The organism is Comamonas squillarum, assembly GCF_025309455.1.
Classification (GTDB): Bacteria; Pseudomonadota; Gammaproteobacteria; order Burkholderiales; family Burkholderiaceae_C; genus Comamonas; species Comamonas squillarum.
Genome location: NZ_CP104377.1, coordinates 3,477,358 through 3,498,203, shown reverse-complemented (window position 1 = coordinate 3,498,203; position 20,846 = coordinate 3,477,358). Strand labels below are relative to the sequence as shown.

Sequence of the window (20,846 nt, the reverse complement as noted above, 5' to 3'; positions counted from 1 at the left end):
CATTTACTTACTAGGAGGTTCCATGGGTATTGCCCAGTCAGGGGTGGCATTTCGGCCCACAAATCCGATTCAAGACGTTCAAGCATTCATCTCTCAACTCTTTGGTCAGAACGCTGTTGAAATCCCTCATCCAAACAGAGGCGAATTTGACATCCGAAATCAAAGCGATGTCATGGTGCAGTTCTTTGACGATGTTTGCTTTGTATGCAATGGCGATCTTGTTTGGGGACTGCTCGCAGACCCGAATGCAGATATGCAGCCGCTTTCCGAGCGGCTTGGCAACCCAGCCTATCTCTTAGCTTTCTGTCACTACGACTCTGGCGGAAGTTTTGGCTATGCGGTGATGGAAAATGGCGTCCGGACTCGCACCAGATTGCAGACAACCGACATTCCGGAGCTTCTTCCACTCATTGAAAGTGGCGAACCACAACAGTTTGAGTCTACATGGCTGTCAGCAACGTCTTATCTTGAAGAAGATGAGGACAATCCACCTGAAGAATGGGAAAGAGTTTATCGCTTAGGAGATCAAGAGGTCACTGAAGATTGGCTCACTGCACAAATGTTGGGTGAAGGTCTTGAAGCGATCTTTGGAGTCTGCCCTTGGACTACAGATGCCACACCGACCTACCATTTCTTTCAGTTGCACTCAAAGTAGTAATCCTGATGGGTTTGATCATGAGGGTGTGATTTAAGTCCATACCAAAGGAAAGTCTGTTTCGAGTCTTGAGGCTCAAGTTGAAGTATTCAATTTGAGCGCTTTTTATGAGGGCTATAAAAATGCATTTTAATATCGAGTTGTGTTCTTTATTATAGACAAGCAATGAGTTTTTGCGATCTATGAGCCAAATACCGCCATTCCATTTCGAAGAACACTGCGCTGAGGAAGATGGGGCTTTTTATGCATCTCTTGGCCTCAGTATTCATAACGTTGAACAGCTGTTGCGAGAGATTGATCAGCTATTTCATTTTCCTGGATACTTTGGGTTTAATTGGGATGCCTTGTACGACTGCCTTAGAGATTTGTCCTGGATAACAGAAAGGCAAGTTGTTTTGATGCATGCAGAATTGCCAAGTATCCCAGAACAAGAACTAAGAATATATTTGGAAGTTTTGCGTGATGCAGTGTTGGACTGGAAAGATTCAGACAGTCATTCCTTGGCGGTCTTCTTCCATCCTAAAGATCGCGGAAGAATCGTGGAATTGCTTGGGCCCTGAGTAGCTCAGGGCATCAAGCCAATGCATCGCCCCGCTCATTCCGGGCATCAATCCCTGCACACCCGCAACACCGCCTCCCCATAAGCCTCTAGCTTCTTCACCCCAATCCCGCTCACCCCTTGCAGCTCATCCAGGCTCTGCGGGTTGCGCTGGGCGATGGCGGCCAGGGTGGCATCAGCGAAGACCACGTAGGCGGGGACGTTGTGCTCCTTGGCCACTTCGGTGCGCCAGGCCTTGAGGTTGATGAAGCGGACCTGCTCGTCGGGGCCCAGGTTTTGTGCGGCGACGGCGGGTTTGGTGCTGCGCTGGCGTTTGCTGGGGCTGCGCTCGGCGGTGCTTTCGCGCAGCTCCACGGTTTGCTCGCCGCGCAGCACGGCGCGTGAGCCGTCGCACAGGGTGAGGGTCTCAAAGCTGTAGCCGGCTTCGGTCTGCACCTTGTGGGTGGCCAGCGCGCCAATGGCCAGCAGCTGGCGCAGCACGCCGCGCAGCTGGGGCTCGGTGTAGTCCTGGCACAGGCCAAAGGTGCTCAGCTGCTGGTGGCCGAACTGGCGCACCTTGTCGGTTTCCTTGCCGCGCACGATGTCGAGGATATGGCTGGCGCCAAAGGTGATCTGGCTGGCCGAATGGGCGCGGTAGATGGTGGACAGCAGCTTGCGCGCGGCATCGGTGCCGTCCCAGGTCTTGGGCGGGCTCAGGCAGTTATCGCAATTGCCGCACTGGTAGCGCGGTGCCTTCTCGGCCGATGCGGCGGAGGCCTCGGGGTGGGCCGAGTCGTAGTCGCCGCCCTGGCCGTAGACCTCGTCAAAATAGGCCAGCAGGCGCACGCGCCGGCAGTCGGTGGCCTCGGCCAGGCCCAGCAGCGCGTCGAGCTTGCCGCGCATCACCTGCTTGAAGGCATCGCCCGCCGGGCTCTCGTCGATCATGCTGCGCTGGCTGACCACATCGCGGTAGCCATAGGCCATCCAGGCGTCGGCGGGCAGGCCGTCGCGCCCGCCCCGGCCGGTTTCTTGGTAGTAGCTCTCGATGTTCTTGGGCATGTCCACATGGGCGACAAAGCGCACATCGGGCTTGTTGATGCCCATGCCGAACGCGATGGTGGCGACCATCACAATGCCTTCTTCGCGCAGAAAGCGGCTTTGGTTCTTTTGGCGCAGCTCGGCGCCCAGGCCGGCATGGTAGGGCAGGGCGTTGATGCCGGCATCGCACAGCGATTGCGCGACCTCTTCGACCTTCTTGCGCGAGAGGCAATACACGACGCCGGCGTCGCCATCGTGCTCGCGCTCGATAAAGCGCAGAAGCTGGGCGGTGGCGTCTTTTTTCTCGACGATGGTGTAGCGGATGTTGGCGCGGTCAAAGCTGCTGATGAAGACGCGCGCCGATTCGAGCTGCATGCGCTCGACGATGTCGGCGCGGGTCAGCGCATCGGCCGTGGCGGTAAGCGCAATGCGCGGCACGCCGGCATAGCGCTGGTGCAGTACGGTCAGCTCGCGGTACTCAGGCCGAAAGTCATGTCCCCACTGGCTGACGCAATGGGCCTCGTCAATCGCGAACAGGGCCAGCTTGCCCATCGCATGCAGCTCATCGAGCAGGCCCAGAAAGCGCGGCGTGTTGAGCCGCTCGGGCGCCACATACAGCAAGGTGATGCCGCCCGAAATCAGCTGCAGCTCCACATCGCGGGTCTGGTCGTAATCCAGCGTGGAGTTGAGGAAGGCCGCGTCCACACCGATCTCGTGCATGGCGCTGACCTGGTCGTGCATCAGTGCGATGAGCGGCGAGATGACGATGGTGGTGCCATGGCCCTGCTGCTGGCGCACGATGGCCGGGATCTGGTAGCACAGGCTTTTGCCACCGCCGGTGGGCATCAGCACCAGCGCATCGTCGCCGCCAATCACATGGTCAACAATGGCTTGCTGCGAGCCGCGAAAATGCGCATAGCCAAAGGCATCTTGCAAGACGGTGTGGGCGAGGGAAGTCACAAATTGCTAGAGGAGGCAGCTGTGCCAGCCCCCTGGGAGGGCCGCGCAAGCGGGGTATCGTCAACGGGCCAGAAGAAGTCGCCCAGACACGGAGCCCGGGCGCAGGCGCAAAGCGCTATTGTGCGCGTTTTGGGGCGCGGCAACGGCAGGGCGGGGTTTGTGGGGCGGTAACGGGCGGTTTTGTGGCGCGGATGCCCTGCAATTGCGCTGTGGATGTGATGCAGATGTGCTGTAGAGGCCCTGCAGCAAGCGGGCGCCATACAACCAGCGCCGGTATGGCAAATAACGCCTGGGCGCCACGCCTGGCGGGCGGCCGCCCTACAATGGCCGCCATGTCACTGCCCCGCTATACCCGAGCCCAAGAACTGCCCGCCACCCTGGCCAAGCGCCTCGTCATTCTCGATGGCGCAATGGGCACCATGATCCAACGTTTCAAGCTGGGCGAGGCCCAGTACCGGGGTGAAGGCTATAGCGGCCCTGGCAGCGTCGGTGAGCGCTTCAAGGACTTTGCCTACGACGTCAAGGGCAACAACGAGTTGCTGTCGCTCACCCGCCCCGATGTGATCAGCGACATCCACGAGAAATACCTGGCCGCTGGCGCCGATCTGATCGAGACCAATACCTTTGGTGCGACGACGATTGCCCAGGAGGACTACCACATGGCCGATCTGGCCTATGAGATGAACCTCAAGAGCGCCCAGCTGGCACGTGCGGCCTGCGACAAGTACAGCACCCCGGACCATAAGCGCTATGTGGCTGGCGCCTTGGGCCCCACGCCCAAGACGGCCTCGATCAGCCCCGATGTGAACGACCCGGGCGCGCGCAATGTGACCTTTGAGGCGCTGCGCCAGGCCTACCTGGAGCAGACCTTGGCGCTGATCGAGGGCGGCGCCGATGTGATCCTGGTCGAGACGATTTTTGACACGCTCAACGCCAAGGCAGCGCTGTTTGCGGTGGACGAGGCCTTTGAGCAGACCGGCGAGGTGCTGCCGATCATGATCAGCGGCACCGTCACCGATGCCTCGGGCCGCATTCTGTCGGGCCAGACGGTGACGGCCTTCTGGCACAGCGTGCGCCATGCCAACCCGCTGTCGATCGGGCTGAACTGCGCGCTGGGCGCCACCCTGATGCGCCCCTATGTGCAGGAGCTGGCCAAGGCCGCACCCGACACCTTCATCAGCTGCTACCCCAATGCCGGCCTGCCCAACCCGATGAGCGATACCGGCTTTGACGAGACGCCCGAGATCACCAGCCGCCTGGTGCACGAGTTTGCCGCCGAAGGCCTGGTCAACATCGTGGGCGGCTGCTGCGGCACCACGCCCGACCACATTGGCGCCATCGCCCAGGCGGTGCAAAGCGCCACGGCGCGCAAGCTGTTCTACCCCGCAACTGCCTGAACGGCGGCGCGGCCTCAACGCAGCGGCGTTTACAGCTCCATGCCCGCATCGCTCATGCGGCGGGCATAGACGCTCAGCAGCACACGCTCGGAATGGGTCAGGTAGTCATGCATCAGCTTGGCCGCCTGCTCCATCTCCCCGGCCTCAAAGCGCTCCAGGATGTGGGCATTGAGGTCGATATAGGGCGCATGCATGAACTCGGCATCGCCCAGCATGCCAAAGGCCAGGCGCAGCTCCACCAGCAGGTGCGAGAACAAGGTATTGAGCCGCTCGCTATCGGCCAGCGCCACCACCCCTTTGTGAAAGCGCATATTGCCGGTGCCCACCTCCACCCAGCGGCCGGCCTCGCGCAGCTGCTTCTGGGCGGCGACGGCCTCGCGCATTTCCTTGCGCGCCGGGTGCTGCGGGATGGCCTGCTGCAGCGCCTGGCACTCGATCATGCGGCGCACGCGGTAAATGTCCATGATCGAGGCCATCGATGGGATGGCAACAAACACGCCCCGGTTGGGCAGATGGCGCAGCAGCCCTTCCTTGGTCAGCAGGCGGAACACCTCACGCAAGGTGTTGCGCGAGATCTCCAGGCTTTCGCTCAGCGCCACTTCCGAGAGGCGTGATCCGGGCTGGAATTCGCCACGCACGATGCGGTCGCGAATCTGCTCGGCCACGCGGTCATTGAGCGAGAGAGTAGGCAGTGCAACATTCATGGCGATCGCAGGTAGTCAGAGATTGATACACATGATAGCGGCGGCCTGTGGTCCGGCCCAGCGCATTGGCCCCAGCCCCTGAATCGGTCACTGTGGCGATTTTCTTCGCCACAAAGACGAGAATTTCGCCTACATCGCTATTTGAAAGCAGATGTGTACGGGTTTTCCCGATAAGAAAGCTTGTTTTGTTTGGCTAAACTTTTGTATTGTTCAACAAACTCAAATTTACCATTGGTCAAATTGATGATTTGTTGAACAAAAACTATGCGGTGCCCAGTCCTTGGGAACCGTGCCTATAACAAACCTTGTATTGTCATGGACAGCTCAATCGTCAACCTCTGGCCGCTCCTCGGGGTGGCCGTCATCATCGTGGGATTCGTCCTGCGTTTCAATCCCTTTGTGGTGGTGGTCGTGACGGCGCTCGTCACCGCTGCGCTGGCGGGTTTCCCCCTGCAAAAAGTGCTGGCCGAGCTGGGCACGGGTTTTGTCAAAACCCGCAACCTGCCGCTCATCCTGGTGTTGCCGCTGGCCGTGATCGGCCTGCTGGAGCGCCATGGCCTGCGCCAACACGCGCAAAACTGGATCGGCCACATCAAGTCGGCCACCACCGGCCGCCTGCTGATCGTCTACCTGGGCGCGCGCCAGCTGACCGCTGCCATTGGCCTGACCAGCCTGGGTGGCCACCCCCAGATGGTGCGCCCGCTGCTGGCCCCCATGGCTGAAGGTGCGACCGAAACCCGCTACGGCAAGCTGCCCGAAGCGCTGCGCTACCGCCTGCGCGCTTTCAGCGCCGCCACCGACAACGTCGGCCTGTTCTTTGGTGAAGACATTTTTGTGGCCTTCGGCGCGATTGTGCTGATGACCACCTTCCTGCATGAAGCGGGCATCGACGTCGAGCCGATCCATGTGGCCGTCTGGGGCATCCCCACGGCGATCTGCGCGTTCCTGATCCATGCCTACCGCCTGCGTCGTCTGGACCAGTACATCGCCAAGGAAATGGCCAACGCGCCTGCCGCAGCATCGACCACCCGTGAAGGAGGTGCAGCATGATTTTCAGCATCACCCAAGTCTATTGGCTCGCCGGCCTGGTCATGGCGGCCGTGGCCGTCTTCAACCTGCTCGATGCCAGCAACCCCAAGCGCTGGACCACCGGCCTGTTCTGGGGCCTGTACGCGGTCATGTTCCTGCTGGGCGACAAGATGCCGCCTGAAGTGGTCGGTGCCGGCGTGATCGTGCTGGCTCTCATCGTGCTGGTCAAGGGCGTAGGCGGCGGCAAGCCGCAAGTGCGCAGCGATGCCGAGAACAAGGAAAGCGCGCTGCGCCTGAAGAACAAGCTGTTTGTGCCGGCGCTGGCCATCCCTGTGGTGACCGTGATCGGCAGCGTGCTGCTCAAGGACTTCAAGATCGGCGGCAACTTCCTGATCGACCCCAAGAACGCCACCTTGGTGAGCCTGGCGCTGGGCTGCATCATCGGTGCAGCGATGGCCTGCAAGATGACGAAGGAATCGCCGGTGCAATCGCTGCGCGAATCGCGCCGCCTGGTCGATGCGATGGGTTGGGCCATGGTGCTGCCGCAGATGCTGGGCATGCTGGGCCTGGTGTTCTCGGACGCCGGCGTTGGCAAGGCCGTGGCCCATGTGACTACCACCTACATCAACATGGACCTGCGCTTTGTGGCCGTGGTGGTGTACGTTGTCGGCATGGCGCTGTTCACCGTCATCATGGGCAATGGCTTTGCCGCCTTCCCGGTGATGACGGGCGGCGTGGGCGTGCCGGTGCTGATCAATGTGTACCACGGTGACCCGGCCATCATGGCCGCGGTGGGCATGCTCTCGGGCTACTGCGGCACCTTGCTGACCCCGATGGCGGCGAACTTCAACATTGTGCCGGCGGCGCTGCTGGAGCTGCCGGACCGCAATGCGGTGATCAAGGCGCAGGTGCCCACGGCACTGGGCATCCTGGTCTGCAACGTGTTTTTGTTGTATTTTTTGATGAACCACTGATCGCCGCAACCACAGGACTTCTGCATGACTGACGCAACCGTACTGGTGCTGGGCTTTGAGCCCTTTGACAAAGCCCCCCTCAACCCCGCGTGGGAAGTGACCCGCAGGCTCGATGGCAAGGCAATCGGCGGTGCGCGCATCGTCGGCGTGCAGCTGCCCTGTGTGTTTGGCAAAGCGCTGGAGGCGCTGGACGCCGCCTTGCAGCAGCACCAGCCCAGCCTGGTGATTGCGCTGGGCCTGGCTGGAGGCCGCACGGCCTTGTCGATCGAGCGCGTGGCCATCAATGTCGATGATGCCCGCATCGCCGATAACGCCGGCCAGCAGCCCATCGATGTGGCGGTGGCCGCCGATGGCCCTGCGGCCTATTTTGCGCGGCTGCCCATCAAGCAGGCGGTCGCTGCGATGCGCGCAGCCGGTGTGCCCGCCGAGGTGAGCAACACCGCCGGCACCTTTGTCTGCAACCATGTCTTTTACGGCCTGATGCACCGCCTGAACACCGTGCCCGCCTGGGCGCAGACGCGCGGCGGCTTTGTGCATGTGCCCTACCTGCCCGAGATGGCCGCAGCGCTGCCGGGCGCCCCGAGCATGGCGGTGGAGACGCAGTGCAAGGGTATTGAAGCGCTGATTGCGGCCGTGCTGCGGCATGATCCAGAGCAGCAGGATCTGCAGCTGAGCGCAGGCCAACTCCACTGAAATTCATAAGAAAGGTAGCACCATGTCCCTCACCATGGATTTGAACAGCGACCTGGGCGAGAGCCTGGGTGCATGGACCATGGGCGACGATGCGTCCATGCTGTCCATCGTCAGCAGCGCCAACGTGGCCTGCGGTTTTCATGCAGGCGATCCGGCTGGCATTCTCGATACCTTGAAAAAAGCCAAGGCCAACAACGTCGTGGTCGGTGCCCATGTGGCCTACCGCGACCTGGTCGGTTTTGGCCGCCGCAACATGGATGTGGCCCATGCCGACCTGGTGAGCGATGTGATCTACCAGATTGGCGCGCTGCAAGGCCTGGCCGCTGCGGCAGGCACCACGGTGCGCTATGTCAAACCCCATGGCGCGCTGTACAACACCATCGCCCAGGACCGCCGCCAGGCCGCTGCCGTGATCGAAGCCATGCAGGCTGTGGGCGGCCAGCTGGCGCTGGTGGTGCTGGCCGGCTCGCCGCTGATGCAATGGGCGCGCGACGCGGGCCTGACGGTGATTGCCGAGGCCTTTGCCGACCGGGGCTACACCCCGCAAGGCACCTTGGTATCGCGCCGCGAGCCCGGTGCCGTGCTGCACGATCCCGAGATGGTTGCCCAGCGCATGCTGCAGCTGGTGCAGCAAGGCACGGTGCAGGCCAATGATGGCTCGGTGGTCGAGGTGCAGGCCGATTCCATCTGCGTGCACGGCGACAGCCCCGGCGCAGTGGCGATGGCCCAGGCGGTGCGTGAGCACCTGCAGGCCGCTGGCGTGCAGATCCGCTCCTTCATGGACAAGGCGGGCGCATGAGCGACGAACGCACGATGCGCTTTTTGCCGGTGAGCGACCAGAGCATGCTGGTGGAGCTGCAGGACCTGGAGCACACCTTGGACCTGCTGGCTGCTTTGCAGGCCGAGCTGCCCGCTGGCGTGCAGGAGCTGGTGCCCGCTGCGCGCACCATCCTGATCGCCTTTGACCGCTGGCAGACCAGCGCGGCCGACCTGCAGCGCCACATGGCTGCGCTGCAGCTGGGCCGCCAGGCCCGCAGCGCCGGCCAGCGTGTCGAGATCGCGGTGCACTACGACGGCGAGGACCTGGCCGATGTGGCGCAGATCCTGGGCATTGATGTGCCCGAGCTGATTCGCCGCCACAGCGGCAGCGACTACAGCGTGGCCTTTTGCGGCTTTGCGCCCGGCTTTGCCTACCTGACCGGGGGCGACCCGAGCCTGAACGTGCCGCGCCGCAGCACGCCGCGCACCAAGGTGCCTGCGGGCTCGGTGGCGATTGCCGGCACCTTCAGTGCCGTCTACCCCAATGACACCCCCGGCGGCTGGCAGCTGCTGGGCCGCACCGATGTGCCGATGTGGGACCTGCTGCGCGACCCGCCTGCGTTGCTGCAGCCGGGCATGCTGGTGCGCTTTGTCGACGCCAGCACTGCTGCTGGCCAGGCCTTGCTCCAGCAGCAATCCGCTGTGCAAGCCCCAGCCCCGGCAGCGGCGGAGCACACCGGCGCCGGCATGCGCGTGCGTGCCACCGGCCTGCAAACCCTGGTGCAGGATGCCGGCCGTGCCGGCCAGGCTGGCCAGGGCGTATCGGCCGCCGGTGCGCTGGACCAGGGCGCGATGCGCCGTGCCAACCGCCTGGTGGGCAACGATGCGCGCCTGTCGGTGCTCGAATCGGTGGCCGCAGGCCTGCAATTGCAAAGCCTGGGTGCCACCGTGGTGGCCGTCACTGGCGCCACCGGCCCCTTGACCGTGCGCAGCGCCAGCGGCGCTGCCTGGCAGGTCGAACGCAATGCGGCCATTGCGTTGAACGATGGCGATGTGATCCAGCTGGGCGAGCCCGACAGCGGCGTGCGCAGCTATGTGGCCGTGCGCGGTGGCTGGCTGGTCGAGCCCGTGCTGGGCAGTACCAGCACCGATACCCTGGCCCGCATTGGCCCCGCCGCATTGGCTACCGGCCAGACCCTGGCCGTGGGCGATGCGCGCGATGCCGCTGCCGTGGAGGACGCCGATCTGAACCCGCCGTCGCTGCCCAAGGCCGGAGAGACCGTGGTGCTCGATGTCGTCATGGGCCCGCGCACCGACTGGTTCACCCCCGAGGCCGTGGCCCTGTTTGCTGCGCAGCGCTGGCAGGTGACCCCCCAGTCCAACCGCGTGGGCTTGCGCCTGGCTGGGCAAGAGGCTCTGGTGCGCAGCCAAACCCAGGAGCTGCCCAGCGAGGGCACGGCCCTGGGCGCCATCCAGGTGCCCGCCAGTGGCCAGCCTGTCCTTTTCCTGGCCGACCACCCCTTGACCGGTGGTTACCCGGTCATCGCCTGCATTGCCTCCTACCACCTGGACCTGGCCGCGCAAGTGCCCGTCGGTGGCTGGTTGCAATTCCGCCCCCTGGCGCCCTTTGCGGACCTGGTGGGCTGAGTGTGGAACAGGGCCTGCGCGCCCGTTCTTGAATGGATTTAGCTATGAGCGAAGTGTTGATTGCAAAAGGCCGTGAAACACGCTGCGGCAGTCGCACTTCTCTGTCGTGTTTTGGTTGTCTGGAGTCTTCTCAGCCATGAAAAAAGTTCTGATTGCAAATAGAGGCGAGATCGCCGTCCGCATCATCCGTGCCTGCACGGACCACGGCCTCAAGAGCGTGGCGGTGTATGCCGACGCCGATATCGACGCCCTGCATGTGCGCATGGCCGATGAGGCCTATGCGCTTGAAGGCCAGCGCCCGGCCGAGACCTATCTGGACATCGCCAAGCTGATCGCAGTGGCGCAAAAAAGCGGCGCAGATGCCGTGCACCCAGGCTATGGCTTTCTGTCCGAGAACGCCGCCTTTGCCCGCGCGGTGATCGGTGCCGGTCTCACCTGGGTGGGCCCACCGCCTTCGGCCATCGAGCAGCTGGGCGACAAGGTGCAGGCGCGCAAGCTGGCGCTGAGCGTCGGTGCCCCGCTGGTGGCAGGCACGCCCGAGCCGGTCAAGGATGTCTCCGAAGTGCATGCCTTTGCGCGTGAGCATGGCCTGCCGATTGCGGTCAAGGCCGCGTTCGGCGGTGGTGGCCGTGGCATCAAGGTGATCTGGAAGGCCGAGGACATCGACGAGCTGTATGGCGCGGCGGTGCGCGAGGCGGTCACGGCCTTTGGCCGTGGCGAGTGCTTTGTCGAGCAGTTCCTGGACAAGCCCCGCCACATCGAAGCCCAGGTGATGGCCGACCAGCACGGCAATGTGCGGGTGCTCGGCACGCGCGATTGCTCGCTGCAGCGCCGCAACCAGAAGCTGGTCGAAGAAGCACCTGCGCCATTCCTCACCGACGCGCAGCGCGAGCGCATCCACCAATCGGCCCGCGAGATCTGCCAGGCCGCGGGCTACGTGGGCGCCGGCACGGTGGAATACCTGCTGAGCCAAGGCGGCGCAATCTCGTTCCTGGAGGTCAACACCCGCTTGCAGGTGGAGCATCCGGTGACCGAAGAGACCACCGGTACCGACCTGGTGCGCCTGCAGTTCCGCGTGGCCGAAGGCGAAGTGCTGGCCGATACCTCGGTGCCTGCACCCCACGGCCATGCTTTTGAGTTCCGCATCAATGCCGAAGACGTGGGCCGTGGCTTCCTGCCCGCCCCTGGTCTGGTCACCCGCTTCGAGGCCCCATCGGGCCCCGGCGTGCGCGTTGACAGCGGTGTGGAATCGGGCTCGCAAGTGGCGGGCCAGTTCGATTCGATGCTGGCCAAGCTGATTGTCTGGGGCCCCAGCCGCGAAGTGGCCGTGCAACGCGCACGCCGCGCGCTCAAGGAGTTCAAGATCGAAGGCGTGCCCACGGTGCTGCCTTTCCACGAAGCCGTGATGGCGCATGCCGACTTCATCAACGGCGAGCACTTTGGCGTGCACACCCGCTGGATCGAAACCGAGCTGATGCCCCAGTGGGATGCCCAGCCCGAAACCCGACCCCAGCCTGCCGCTACCGCTGGCCTGCAGCGCGTCGCCATCGAGCTCGACGGCCGCCGCGTGATGCTGGGCCTGCCCGCCTCCCTGCTGTCGGGCCTGTCGGCCCCTGGCGCTGCTCCAGCGCCCGTGGAAGCGGCTGTGGACGAGAAGGCCGTCACTGCCGCCTCCGCCGGCACCCTCACGACCTGGAAGGTCGCTGATGGCGCCAGCGTGCAGGAGGGCGAGCTGATCGCCGTGATGGAAGCCATGAAGATGGAAATGCAGATCAACGCCCCCCGCGCTGGCCGCATCAGCCTGAAGGTGGAAGCGGGCAGCTACCAGGCGGCCGGTGCCGTGATTGCACGGATCGACTAAGCCGCATTTTTACCAATGCAAAGGGCCGCGCAGCCATGGGTTGCGCGGCCCTTTTTATGCGTTGGGGAGCGGTGTTATTGGCGACGGCTCCCCATCCGTCTGCCCATCAATCCGGCAGCGCATAGGCCATCAGCGAGTCGCCCATCTTGGTGCCGAACGAGCCATGCCCGCCGGCCATGATGACCACATACTGCTTGCCGCCGATGTCGTAGGTCATGGGGGTGGCCTGGCCGCCCGCTGGCAGGCGTGCCTGCCAGAGCAGATCGCCATTGCTGGCGTTGAATGCGCGCAGGTAGTTGTCCTGCGTCGCGCCAATGAACATCAGATTGCCGCCGGTGGAGATCAGGCCGCCCAGGCCGGGCACACCGGCCTTGATGGGCGGCAGCTGCATCAGATGGGGGAGGCTGTCGCGGATGGTGCCCACGCGCTTTCTCCACACGACCTCATGGGTGGCGAGATCCACACCAGCGACGGTCATCCATGCGGGCTCCTTGCAAGGCAGACCCAGCGGTGACAGGAAGGCATTGAGCTCCACCCCATACGGCGTGCCGTACATGGGCTGCACGCCTTGCTCGGTGCCGGCGCCTTTTTCAGTGCGTGGGCGGTTCGGGTCTGCAGGGATCAGCCGCGAGACAAAGGGCAGACCCAAGGGATTCATGAACGCGACCTGGCGGTCGGTGTCCACCGACATGCCGCCCCATTCGAATATGCCGAGGTTGCCCGGGAACACCAAGGTGCCATTTTCCGACGGTGGCGTGTAGATGCCCTCGTAGTTCAGGCGGTGGAAGATCACCCGGCACATCAGCTGGTCGAACATGGTGGCGCCCCACATGTTCTTGTCGGTCAGGTTCTCGTGCGGGCCCATGTTCAATGTCGAGAAGGGCTGCGTCGGCGAATAATGCTCGCCCTTGGTTTGTGGGCCACGCTTGACGCTTTGCGGCACCGGCTTTTCGGTCACCGGCAGGATGGCTTCGCCACTGCGCCGATCAAGAACGAACAGCTGTCCTGTCTTGGTCAGCACATAAATGGCAGGCACCGTTGTGCCATCGGGGCGCTTGAGGTCGACCAGCGAAGGCTGCGAGGGCACATCCATGTCCCAGAGGTCATGGTGGGTGGTCTGGAAGTTCCAGACCAGCTTGCCGGTGCTGGCATCCAGGGCCAGCATCGAATTGGCATAGCGCTCTTTCAATTCGGTGCGGTCGCCGCCCCAGATATCGGGCGTTCCCACGCCGGTCGGCACGTAGACGATGTCGGTCTTGGCGTCATAGGCCAGCGGTGCCCAGGCATTGGGGGAGTTGTGCACAAACTCGCCTTTCTCGCCCGGCATCTGGTTCGGGTCCTCGGCGCCGGTGTCAAACACCCAGCGCAGCGCACCGGTATTGACGTCATAGCCCCGGATCACGCCCGAGGGCTCTGCGTTGGACAGGTTGTCGGTAATGGAGCCGCCAATCACGATCGTCGAGCCCGTCACTACCGGGGGCGAGGTGGGGTTGTAGCCGCCACGGTAGGGGAACGGCATGTTGGCCTGCAGGTCGACCTGGCCCTGGTTGCCAAAGTCGCTGCAGGGCTTGCCGGTGTCCGGGTTCACCGCGAACAGGCGCCCATCGTTGACCGGCAGAATGACTTTGCGGGGGCACTCGGCAGAGGCCTGGGTCAGGTTCTTTTGCACGCTGGCGCTGTTGCCCTCGACGTTGGCGCTGTCGTAGTACGACACGCCTCGGCAGGTCAGATGCTGGAAGGTGCGGTCGGCTTTGAGCTGCGGATCAAAACGCCAGAGGCGCTTGCCGGTTGCGGGGTCGAGCGCATCGAGGAACTGGTGGGTCGTGCAGATGAACATGCGGTTGCCCACCTTGATAGGGGTCAGCTCCGCCGTGGTTTCGCCCGAGTCGTCATCGCCCTTGAAGTCGCCCGTCTGGTACTTCCAGGCCAGCTGGAGCTTGCTCACATTGCCATCGTTGATCTGCGCCAGCGGCGAGTAGCGCACACCGGCCTGGGTGCGCCCATAGGCCGGCCAGTCAGCATCGGCCACGCCGGCCACCGGTGTTTTCTGCGCCGACGGCGCGCGCGCCAGGCTGCCATTGACCTCTTGCGGATCGTTGAACCAGCTCATGCCCAGCACGGCAAGCACCGCCACAAGGCCAAGCGAGAGCAGCGATTTCGCGCCTGCGCTTTGGCTCAGCCGCCGGCTCGCCCAGGGCAGCACCAGCCACAGGCCCAGCACAAACCAGATATCCAGTCGCGGCGTCAGCGCCCAGAAATCGGTCCCCGACTCCCAGATGCCCCATGCGATGGTGGCAAGCAGCAGCACCGCATACAGCCACAGGCTAGCGGCGCGGTCGCGCGCATACCACCAGGTGATGACGACCATCACCAGGCCTGCCACCAGGTAGTAGGCCGAGCCCCCCAGAGCGATCAACCATCCCCCGCCCCCTACTAAAAACAAGGTCACCAGGACCAGGATCGCTACGGTGAAGTTTCTAGCGATGGGTTTGCCATGCGATTGCGTCATTGCTTCCACTTTCAGGCCATCGGGCCCAAGGTTGAACGGAAGACTTCTACCCATTGGAGCAGTCGCTAAACCATCGAGTTTTAGAACCTGTTCAAAGTCTCTACGCAGCCGCGTTGGAGTGCAATCGGGATGAGTTCGAAGGGCTGATCCGCCGCTTGCACCAGGGTGCAAGCAAGGGCCAGCGCGAAGAAATCGCCCGATTTCACTCCAACCCTTCGGGACAGTAGTTTTGCGGGCGGTCTGCGTCGTTGCAAATCCTCGCAATAGCGCGGCTATTGCTGCGGTGTTGCGCCTAGCATCCCATCCCGCAAAACCACTGTCGCGGCGCGAGGAGACTTTGAACAGGTTCTTAGGGCCGCTGAATTGGATGAGTCGGCAACTATTGCAGCACCAGACGATGGCAGTGTCTGTCAGCCAAATGCGGTGTTTTCCGCGCAGCAGCGGAAAAGCCCGGGCACCCCAATGGGCGCCGTCTTGCTTTTGATTTGCGCAGCAGCCATCTGCGCCCGCCCATGGTGGTGCACCAGGATTTCCAGGCAGGCACATGCACGTCTACGACAATGCGGTGCATGTCCTCCGACCTCGAACCCTTCAATGTCTACCTCCAGCGCTGGGGTGTACGGGCTGCTGGCAAGCCCGTGGTCACGGCGACCAGTGATCTTCTGCCGGTGAGCCTGCGCGGGTCGCCAGAGGGCCTGCCGGCAATGATCAAGGTGACGCGAGATGCTGACGAGCGCATTGGCGGCCAGGTGCTGCAATGGTGGGGTGGCCATGGCGCGGCGCGGGTCTATGCCTCTGATCCCGCGTCAGGCGCGCTGCTGATGGAGCGCGCCATGGGCTCCCAGGATTTGCTGCGCATGGCTTTGGCAGGCGAGGATGATGCGGCGACGGCCTGTATCTGCCACACCCTGGCCCAGCTGCATTCCCACTGCGCATCGGACCCCCCGGAACATCTGCTGCCGCTGGCGGACTTTTTCAGGTCGCTGGCGCCGATGGCGCAGCGTGAAGGGGGGCTGATGGCCGACTGCGCCATGGTCACCCAGGAGCTGTTGCATGATCAGCGTGAGCAGGTCGTGCTGCATGGCGATGCGCACCACCGCAATATTCTCGATTTCGGGCAGCGCGGATGGCTGGCGATAGACCCCAAGCGCGTCAGCGGTGAACGCTATTACGACTATGTGAATGTGCTGTGCAACCCGGATCTGCCAAGCTGCACCGACCCGCTGCGCTTTGCGCGCCAGTTGGCGGTCATTGTCGATGTGGCGGGACTGGAGCGCCAGCGCCTGCTGCGGTGGGTGATGGCCCACGCCGCTTTATCCGCTGCCTGGTTTTTGGAGGACGGATCGCACAGCCAGGCCCACCAGGAGTTGGCCGTGGCGCATCTCGCTCGCCAGGCCTTTGCCTGAGGCTCTTTGAACAGGTTCTTAGGGCTGGCAGCTCGCGCCTCACCGCAGCGGCATCGCCGCTGGTGCTGAAGATGCTGCGCAGCTGTCCAGGCAAGCGCCGTGATGGTGTGGGGTGGCAGGCTATCTCCTCAGGCACCGCCCGAATGCCAACCAGAATGCCAGCCCTATCCCTGGTGGCTGCGTACACACCCGCTCAGGGAGTGCCTGCGTTCCTCGACGCATCCCCCGCACCCGTCACCCCCATCTCCGTCACATCGCCCCTGCTGCCCGTCGCCATCTCATGGTAGATGTCGTAGAGGTACTGGGCCAACTCGCTGGCGGGCAGATCGGCGGGGATGGCCAATTGCACGGGCGCGCGCTTGCCGTCCTGCCCGACGGCATAGCAGCGCCAGCCGGTGCTGACGGGTTCCAGATCAAGGATGCGGCCAAAAACATTAAAGCGGTATCGGGGCATGGGCAGGCAGCGCAGCAAGGGGGTGGTGGCACCAGCCTAACCGAGGCGGCGCAGGCCGATGCCGTGGCGGGGCTCTTGCGTGTTGCGTGCGAGGTTCGAGGAGACTGTGAACAAGGGCCTAAGGCTGCTCTCCCTCCTGCCTGGCAAACACCCGGCTGAGCTGCTGGCGCTGGATGCGGCGGTGGATGGTGGAGCGGTTCACGCCCAGCAGGCGGGCGGCTTCGGAGACATTGCCCTGGCACTGGGCCAGGACTTGCTCCAGCGTGGCGTTGCGCAAGGCAGGGCCATCCAACGCGGTATCTGCCAATGCGCCATCGCTGACCGTGTCCCGCCCCTGCGCCACAGCGGGGCTGCGCTGCAGCGCATCGGGCAGGTGCTCCAGGTCGATCTGCTGCTCGGCCAGCGCAGCGGCATAGCGCAGCGCATTGTGCAGCTCGCGCAGATTGCCGGGCCAGTGGTGGGCGCGCAGGGCGGCTTGTGCGGCCTCGCTCAGGCGCAGGCTGCAGCCCATGACGGCGAGCAGGTGCGCGGCCAGGGCCAGCAGATCGCTGCGCTCGCGCAAGGCGGGCAGCGGCAGCTCGGCAGCGTTCAGGCGGTAGAGCAGGTCGGCGCGGAACTGGCCGCTTTGGGCCAGCTCGGCCAGCGGCCGGTGCGATGCGGAGATGACGCGTATATCGACCTTGCGCGGCGCACGCGCGCCCAAGGGCGTGATCTCCGACTCGGACAGCATGCGCAGCAGCTTGGCCTGCAGCGCCAGCGGCATGTCGCCGATTTCGTCGAGAAAGAGGCTGCCCTGGTGGGCGGCCTCGATCAGCCCGGTGCGGCCTTTGTGCGCGCCTCCCGTCCAGGTGCCGGGCAGGTAGCCAAACAGCTCGCTCTCGAGCAGCGCCTCGGGGATGGCGGCGCAGTTGATGGCGACAAAGGCACCGCTGCGGCCGCTGGCCGCATGCAGCGCGCGGGCCAGAAACTCCTTGCCGCTGCCGGTCTCGCCCTGCAGCAGCACCGGCAGGTCCTGTGGCGCCAGCCGCGCGGCCTTGTGCAGCACCTGGCCCATGGCCGTATCGCCGGTGTTCAGCGCCTGCAGCGGCGCTGGCAATGTGGGGCGCGGGATGGGCTGCGCGCTGCTGCGCGGCTGAGGCGGCAGCGCATGGGCAAACCAGATGCTGCCGTCGCGTGCGCGCAGGATGCGCTCTTGCGCCGGGCGGTTGCGCATCAGCTGCGGCAGTGCCTGCAGGTCGGTGTCAAAAAAGCGGCCCAGGGGCTGGCCTGTCAGCAACGGGTGCTGACGCCAGTTCAGCCCGGCAATGGCGGCCAGCATGCGGCTGGCGGCATGGGTCATCGCGCGGATGCGGCCGCGCGCATCGATGCTGAGGGCGGCGTCAGCATCGACATCCAGAAAATCGGGCGACTGCGCCAGGCGCAGCACCCAGTCGCTACCCGATTGGGCCATCAGGTTGGCCAGCTCCACGCGGCGCACGGCAGCGGTGACCAGGTGCAGCGCCATCTGCTGGCTGGCGCGGGCGGCGGGCGAGCGCAGCAAGGACAGATCCAGCACCGCAGCGAGCTGGCCTTGCAGGTCGTAGATGGGCGCGGCGGTGCACGACAGGCGCGTGTGGGTGAAGTCGAAATGGTCGCTCTGGTGTACCGTCAGCGCCTCGCCGGTCGCCAGGCAGGTGCCGACGGCCGAGGTGCCTGCCACATCCTCGCGCCACTGCGCGCCCAGGTAGAGGCCGGCGCCGCGCAGGTCGCTGGCGTCGCTGTCATGGCCCAGAAAATCCACCGCCACGCCATGGCGGTCGGCCAGCAGCAGCACATAGTCCAGGCCCTTGAGCTGTTGGTAGAGGCGCTCGAGCCCGCTGCGGGCAATGCGGATCAGCGGCTCGGACTCTTCGCGGTGGGCGCGCAGCTGGCCGGCGGGCACGATATGGGCTTCGCTGGTGCGGCAGGGGTCGAGCCGGTGCTGGTCGATGCAGCGGCGCCAGCTGCCCAGCACGGCCCGGTCGCGTGCCTCCCCCTGCAGCGGGTAGCCCATGCCAAAGGCTTCGAGCTCCTGGACATGGGCGGTATAGCTGTGGATGGGCATGGCGGGTCTCCTGCAATCACCGGGCTGATTCTGTGCCCGCCCGCAGGTGCTGCCAATCAGGCTAACCCGCAACACATGCTGCAGTGCAAAAGGGCGCATGCAACAGGTGTTGCATCGGCTGCGGCAGTGCCGCTGCCAGCCCGCTGCTGGCAAACCCGCAATGCGCGCCCCTGGTGCAAGGAGGTTGCAGTGCAGCATGGCCGCTTGGCATGGGGCTTGCAAAAACAGCCCAGCTGCGGCCGCTCAGCCGCTGCGATATCCCAAAAAAAGGAGACAAGCCATGACAACCGCTACCACCGCCAACCCCACCCCGGATGCCAGGCCCGCTGAGGCCGGCACCCCCACCGCCCGCGCCCAGGCCCTGCTGGACCAGCTCAACCAGGCGCTGGCCGCCCGCGATTTTGCGGCCGCCAGCCAGCTGTTTGCCCAAGACTGCTTCTGGCGCGACCTGGTGCTGCTGACCTGGAACCTCAAGACCTGCGAGGGCCCCGCGCAGGTGGCCGACATGCTGGCCGCGCAGCTCGACGCCGCCGCGCCCCTGGTGCTGCAGCTCGATCCGAAGGAGGAGGTCATCGAGGCCGATGGCGTGCTGAGCGCCTGGCTGGTGGTGGATGCGCGCCATGCGCGGGGCCTGGGCCACCTGCGTATTCGCGATGGGCGCATCTGGACCTTGCTGACCACGATCCAGGAGCTCAAGGGCTTTGAAGAGGCGCAAGGTGTGCGCCGGCCGATGGGGGCCGAGCACGGCATACGCCGGGGCCGCAAGACCTGGCTGGACCGGCAGCAGGAAGAGGCCGAGACCCTGGGCGAGAGCCGCCAGCCCTATGTGCTGGTGATTGGCGGCGGCCAGGGCGGTATTGCGCTGGGCGCGCGGCTGCGCCAGCTGGGCGTGTCGCACATCGTCATCGACCGGCAGCCGCGCCCGGGCGACCAATGGCGCAACCGCTACAAATCACTGTGCCTGCACGACCCGGTCTGGTACGACCACCTCCCCTACATCCCCTTTCCCGAGCACTGGCCGGTGTTTGCGCCCAAGGACAAGATTGGCGACTGGCTGGAGATGTACACCCGCGTGATGGAGGTGAACTACTGGTCGTCCACCCAATGCCTGGGCGCGCGCTATGACGAGGCGGCCCAGGAGTGGGAAGTGACGGTGGAGCGCGAGGGCAGCCAGATGGTGCTGCGCCCCCAACAGCTGGTGTTTGCCACCGGTATGTCGGGCAAGGCCAACATCCCCCGCATCGAAGGCCAGGAGCGCTTCCGGGGCGAGCAGCAGCACTCGTCGCAGCATTCCGGGCCCGAGGCCTATGCCGGCAAGAAGGTGGTGGTGATCGGCGCCAACAACTCGGCCCACGACATCTGCGCGGCGCTCTGGGAGCATGGCGCCGATGTGACCATGGTGCAGCGCTCGTCCACGCATATCGTGCGCTCCGATTCGCTGATGGACATTGGCCTGGGCGATCTGTACTCGGAGCGCGCGGTGGCCAGCGGCATGACCACGAAGAAGGCAGACCTGGTCTTTGCCTCGCTGCCCTACCGCATCATGGCCGACTTCCAGGTGCCGCTGTATGACCGCATCCGCGAGCGCGATGCCGAGTTCTACCGCCAGCTCGAAGCGGCAGGCTTCATGCTGGACTTTGGTGATGACGATTCGGGCCTCTTTATGAAGTACCTGCGCCGCGCCTCGGGCTACTACATCGATGTGGGCGCCTGCGACCTGGTGATCGACGGCAGCATCAAGCTGCAGGCGGGCGAGAACAAGGGCATCAGCCACCTGACCGAGAACGCCGTGGTGCTGAGCGATGGCACCGAGCTGCCCGCCGATCTGGTGGTCTATGCCACCGGCTACGGCTCGATGAATGGCTGGGTGGCCGAGCTCATCAGCCAGGAGGTGGCCGACAAGGTGGGCAAGGTCTGGGGCCTGGGATCGGACACGACCAAGGACCCGGGCCCCTGGGAGGGCGAGCAGCGCAATATGTGGAAGCCCACCCAGCAGCCGCAGCTGTGGTTCCACGGCGGCAACCTGCACCAGTCGCGCCACTATTCGCTGTACCTGGCGCTGCAGCTCAAGGCGCGGCAGGAAGGGCTGGCCACCCCGGTCTATGGCCTGCAGCCGGTGCACCATCTGCGCTGAGGGTG

The 20,846-nt window shown here is 64.4% G+C and carries 16 protein-coding genes; 11 read left to right on the top strand and 5 right to left on the bottom strand.

Annotated elements, in window-relative coordinates; all coding sequences use genetic code 11:
- Nucleotides 1-22: 22 nt before the first annotated feature.
- Both N4T19_RS16240 and N4T19_RS16235 read left to right on the top strand, forming a co-directional pair.
- Entirely contained in the window at nucleotides 23-655 is a 633-nt protein-coding gene (locus N4T19_RS16240) for a hypothetical protein (protein ID WP_260718521.1), read from the top strand.
- 182 nt (nucleotides 656-837) lie between these two features.
- Entirely contained in the window at nucleotides 838-1,215 is a 378-nt protein-coding gene (locus N4T19_RS16235) for a barstar family protein (RefSeq protein ID WP_260718520.1), read from the top strand.
- A gap of 47 nt (nucleotides 1,216-1,262) precedes the next feature.
- On the opposite strand, the gene recQ is transcribed toward N4T19_RS16235, so the two are convergent.
- Nucleotides 1,263-3,191, bottom strand: coding sequence for a DNA helicase RecQ (recQ, locus tag N4T19_RS16230; RefSeq protein ID WP_260718519.1), 1,929 nt, complete (start codon nucleotides 3,189-3,191; stop codon nucleotides 1,263-1,265).
- A gap of 332 nt (nucleotides 3,192-3,523) precedes the next feature.
- Between recQ and N4T19_RS16225 the strand changes: the two genes are divergently transcribed.
- Nucleotides 3,524-4,588, top strand: a complete 1,065-nt coding sequence (locus N4T19_RS16225; RefSeq protein ID WP_116925511.1) for a homocysteine S-methyltransferase family protein — start codon at nucleotides 3,524-3,526, stop codon at nucleotides 4,586-4,588.
- Between the two features lie 29 nt (nucleotides 4,589-4,617).
- Here the strand turns inward: N4T19_RS16225 and N4T19_RS16220 are convergent, their stop codons facing one another.
- Nucleotides 4,618-5,292, bottom strand: coding sequence for a GntR family transcriptional regulator (locus tag N4T19_RS16220; RefSeq protein ID WP_116925302.1), 675 nt, complete (start codon nucleotides 5,290-5,292; stop codon nucleotides 4,618-4,620).
- A 315-nt stretch (nucleotides 5,293-5,607) separates the two neighbouring features.
- On the opposite strand from N4T19_RS16220, the gene N4T19_RS16215 reads away from it, so the two are divergent.
- The 6 genes from N4T19_RS16215 to N4T19_RS16190 all read left to right on the top strand — a co-directional run bounded on the left by N4T19_RS16215 (nucleotide 5,608) and on the right by N4T19_RS16190 (nucleotide 12,255).
- Nucleotides 5,608-6,342, top strand: coding sequence for a DUF969 domain-containing protein (locus tag N4T19_RS16215; RefSeq protein ID WP_021027884.1), 735 nt, complete (start codon nucleotides 5,608-5,610; stop codon nucleotides 6,340-6,342).
- Entirely contained in the window at nucleotides 6,339-7,295 is a 957-nt protein-coding gene (locus N4T19_RS16210; protein ID WP_116925301.1) for a DUF979 domain-containing protein, read from the top strand. The genes N4T19_RS16215 and N4T19_RS16210 overlap by 4 nt, the downstream gene beginning before the upstream one ends.
- A gap of 24 nt (nucleotides 7,296-7,319) precedes the next feature.
- On the top strand, nucleotides 7,320-7,988 hold the full coding sequence (gene pcp, locus N4T19_RS16205) for a pyroglutamyl-peptidase I (protein WP_116925300.1): 669 nt from the start codon (nucleotides 7,320-7,322) through the stop codon (nucleotides 7,986-7,988).
- 22 nt (nucleotides 7,989-8,010) lie between these two features.
- Nucleotides 8,011-8,787 (top strand): LamB/YcsF family protein, encoded by a 777-nt coding sequence (locus N4T19_RS16200; protein ID WP_021027881.1) that lies wholly within the window; start codon nucleotides 8,011-8,013, stop codon nucleotides 8,785-8,787.
- A gap of 14 nt (nucleotides 8,788-8,801) precedes the next feature.
- On the top strand, nucleotides 8,802-10,394 hold the full coding sequence (locus N4T19_RS16195; protein ID WP_260720311.1) for a 5-oxoprolinase subunit B/C family protein: 1,593 nt from the start codon (nucleotides 8,802-8,804) through the stop codon (nucleotides 10,392-10,394).
- Nucleotides 10,395-10,530: 136 nt separating this feature from the next.
- The gene (locus N4T19_RS16190; protein ID WP_260718518.1) at nucleotides 10,531-12,255 is read left to right on the top strand and encodes an acetyl/propionyl/methylcrotonyl-CoA carboxylase subunit alpha; all 1,725 of its coding nucleotides are present in this window, start codon (nucleotides 10,531-10,533) and stop codon (nucleotides 12,253-12,255) included.
- A gap of 106 nt (nucleotides 12,256-12,361) precedes the next feature.
- Here the strand turns inward: N4T19_RS16190 and N4T19_RS16185 are convergent, their stop codons facing one another.
- Nucleotides 12,362-14,764, bottom strand: coding sequence for a glucose/quinate/shikimate family membrane-bound PQQ-dependent dehydrogenase (locus N4T19_RS16185; protein ID WP_182344271.1), 2,403 nt, complete (start codon nucleotides 14,762-14,764; stop codon nucleotides 12,362-12,364).
- 569 nt (nucleotides 14,765-15,333) lie between these two features.
- Between N4T19_RS16185 and N4T19_RS16180 the strand changes: the two genes are divergently transcribed.
- The gene (locus N4T19_RS16180) at nucleotides 15,334-16,170 is read left to right on the top strand and encodes an aminoglycoside phosphotransferase family protein (RefSeq protein WP_260718517.1); all 837 of its coding nucleotides are present in this window, start codon (nucleotides 15,334-15,336) and stop codon (nucleotides 16,168-16,170) included.
- Nucleotides 16,171-16,363: 193 nt separating this feature from the next.
- Here N4T19_RS16180 and N4T19_RS16175 read toward each other — a convergent pair whose 3' ends face one another.
- Together N4T19_RS16175 and N4T19_RS16170 are read right to left on the bottom strand one after the other, a co-directional pair.
- Complete coding sequence (locus N4T19_RS16175; protein ID WP_260718516.1) at nucleotides 16,364-16,624, bottom strand: DUF7661 family protein; 261 nt, start codon at nucleotides 16,622-16,624, stop codon at nucleotides 16,364-16,366.
- A gap of 118 nt (nucleotides 16,625-16,742) precedes the next feature.
- Nucleotides 16,743-18,707, bottom strand: coding sequence for a sigma-54-dependent Fis family transcriptional regulator (locus N4T19_RS16170; RefSeq protein WP_260718515.1), 1,965 nt, complete (start codon nucleotides 18,705-18,707; stop codon nucleotides 16,743-16,745).
- Between the two features lie 280 nt (nucleotides 18,708-18,987).
- On the opposite strand from N4T19_RS16170, the gene N4T19_RS16165 reads away from it, so the two are divergent.
- Nucleotides 18,988-20,841, top strand: a complete 1,854-nt coding sequence (locus tag N4T19_RS16165) for a flavin-containing monooxygenase (protein WP_260718514.1) — start codon at nucleotides 18,988-18,990, stop codon at nucleotides 20,839-20,841.
- Nucleotides 20,842-20,846: the final 5 nt, after the last annotated feature.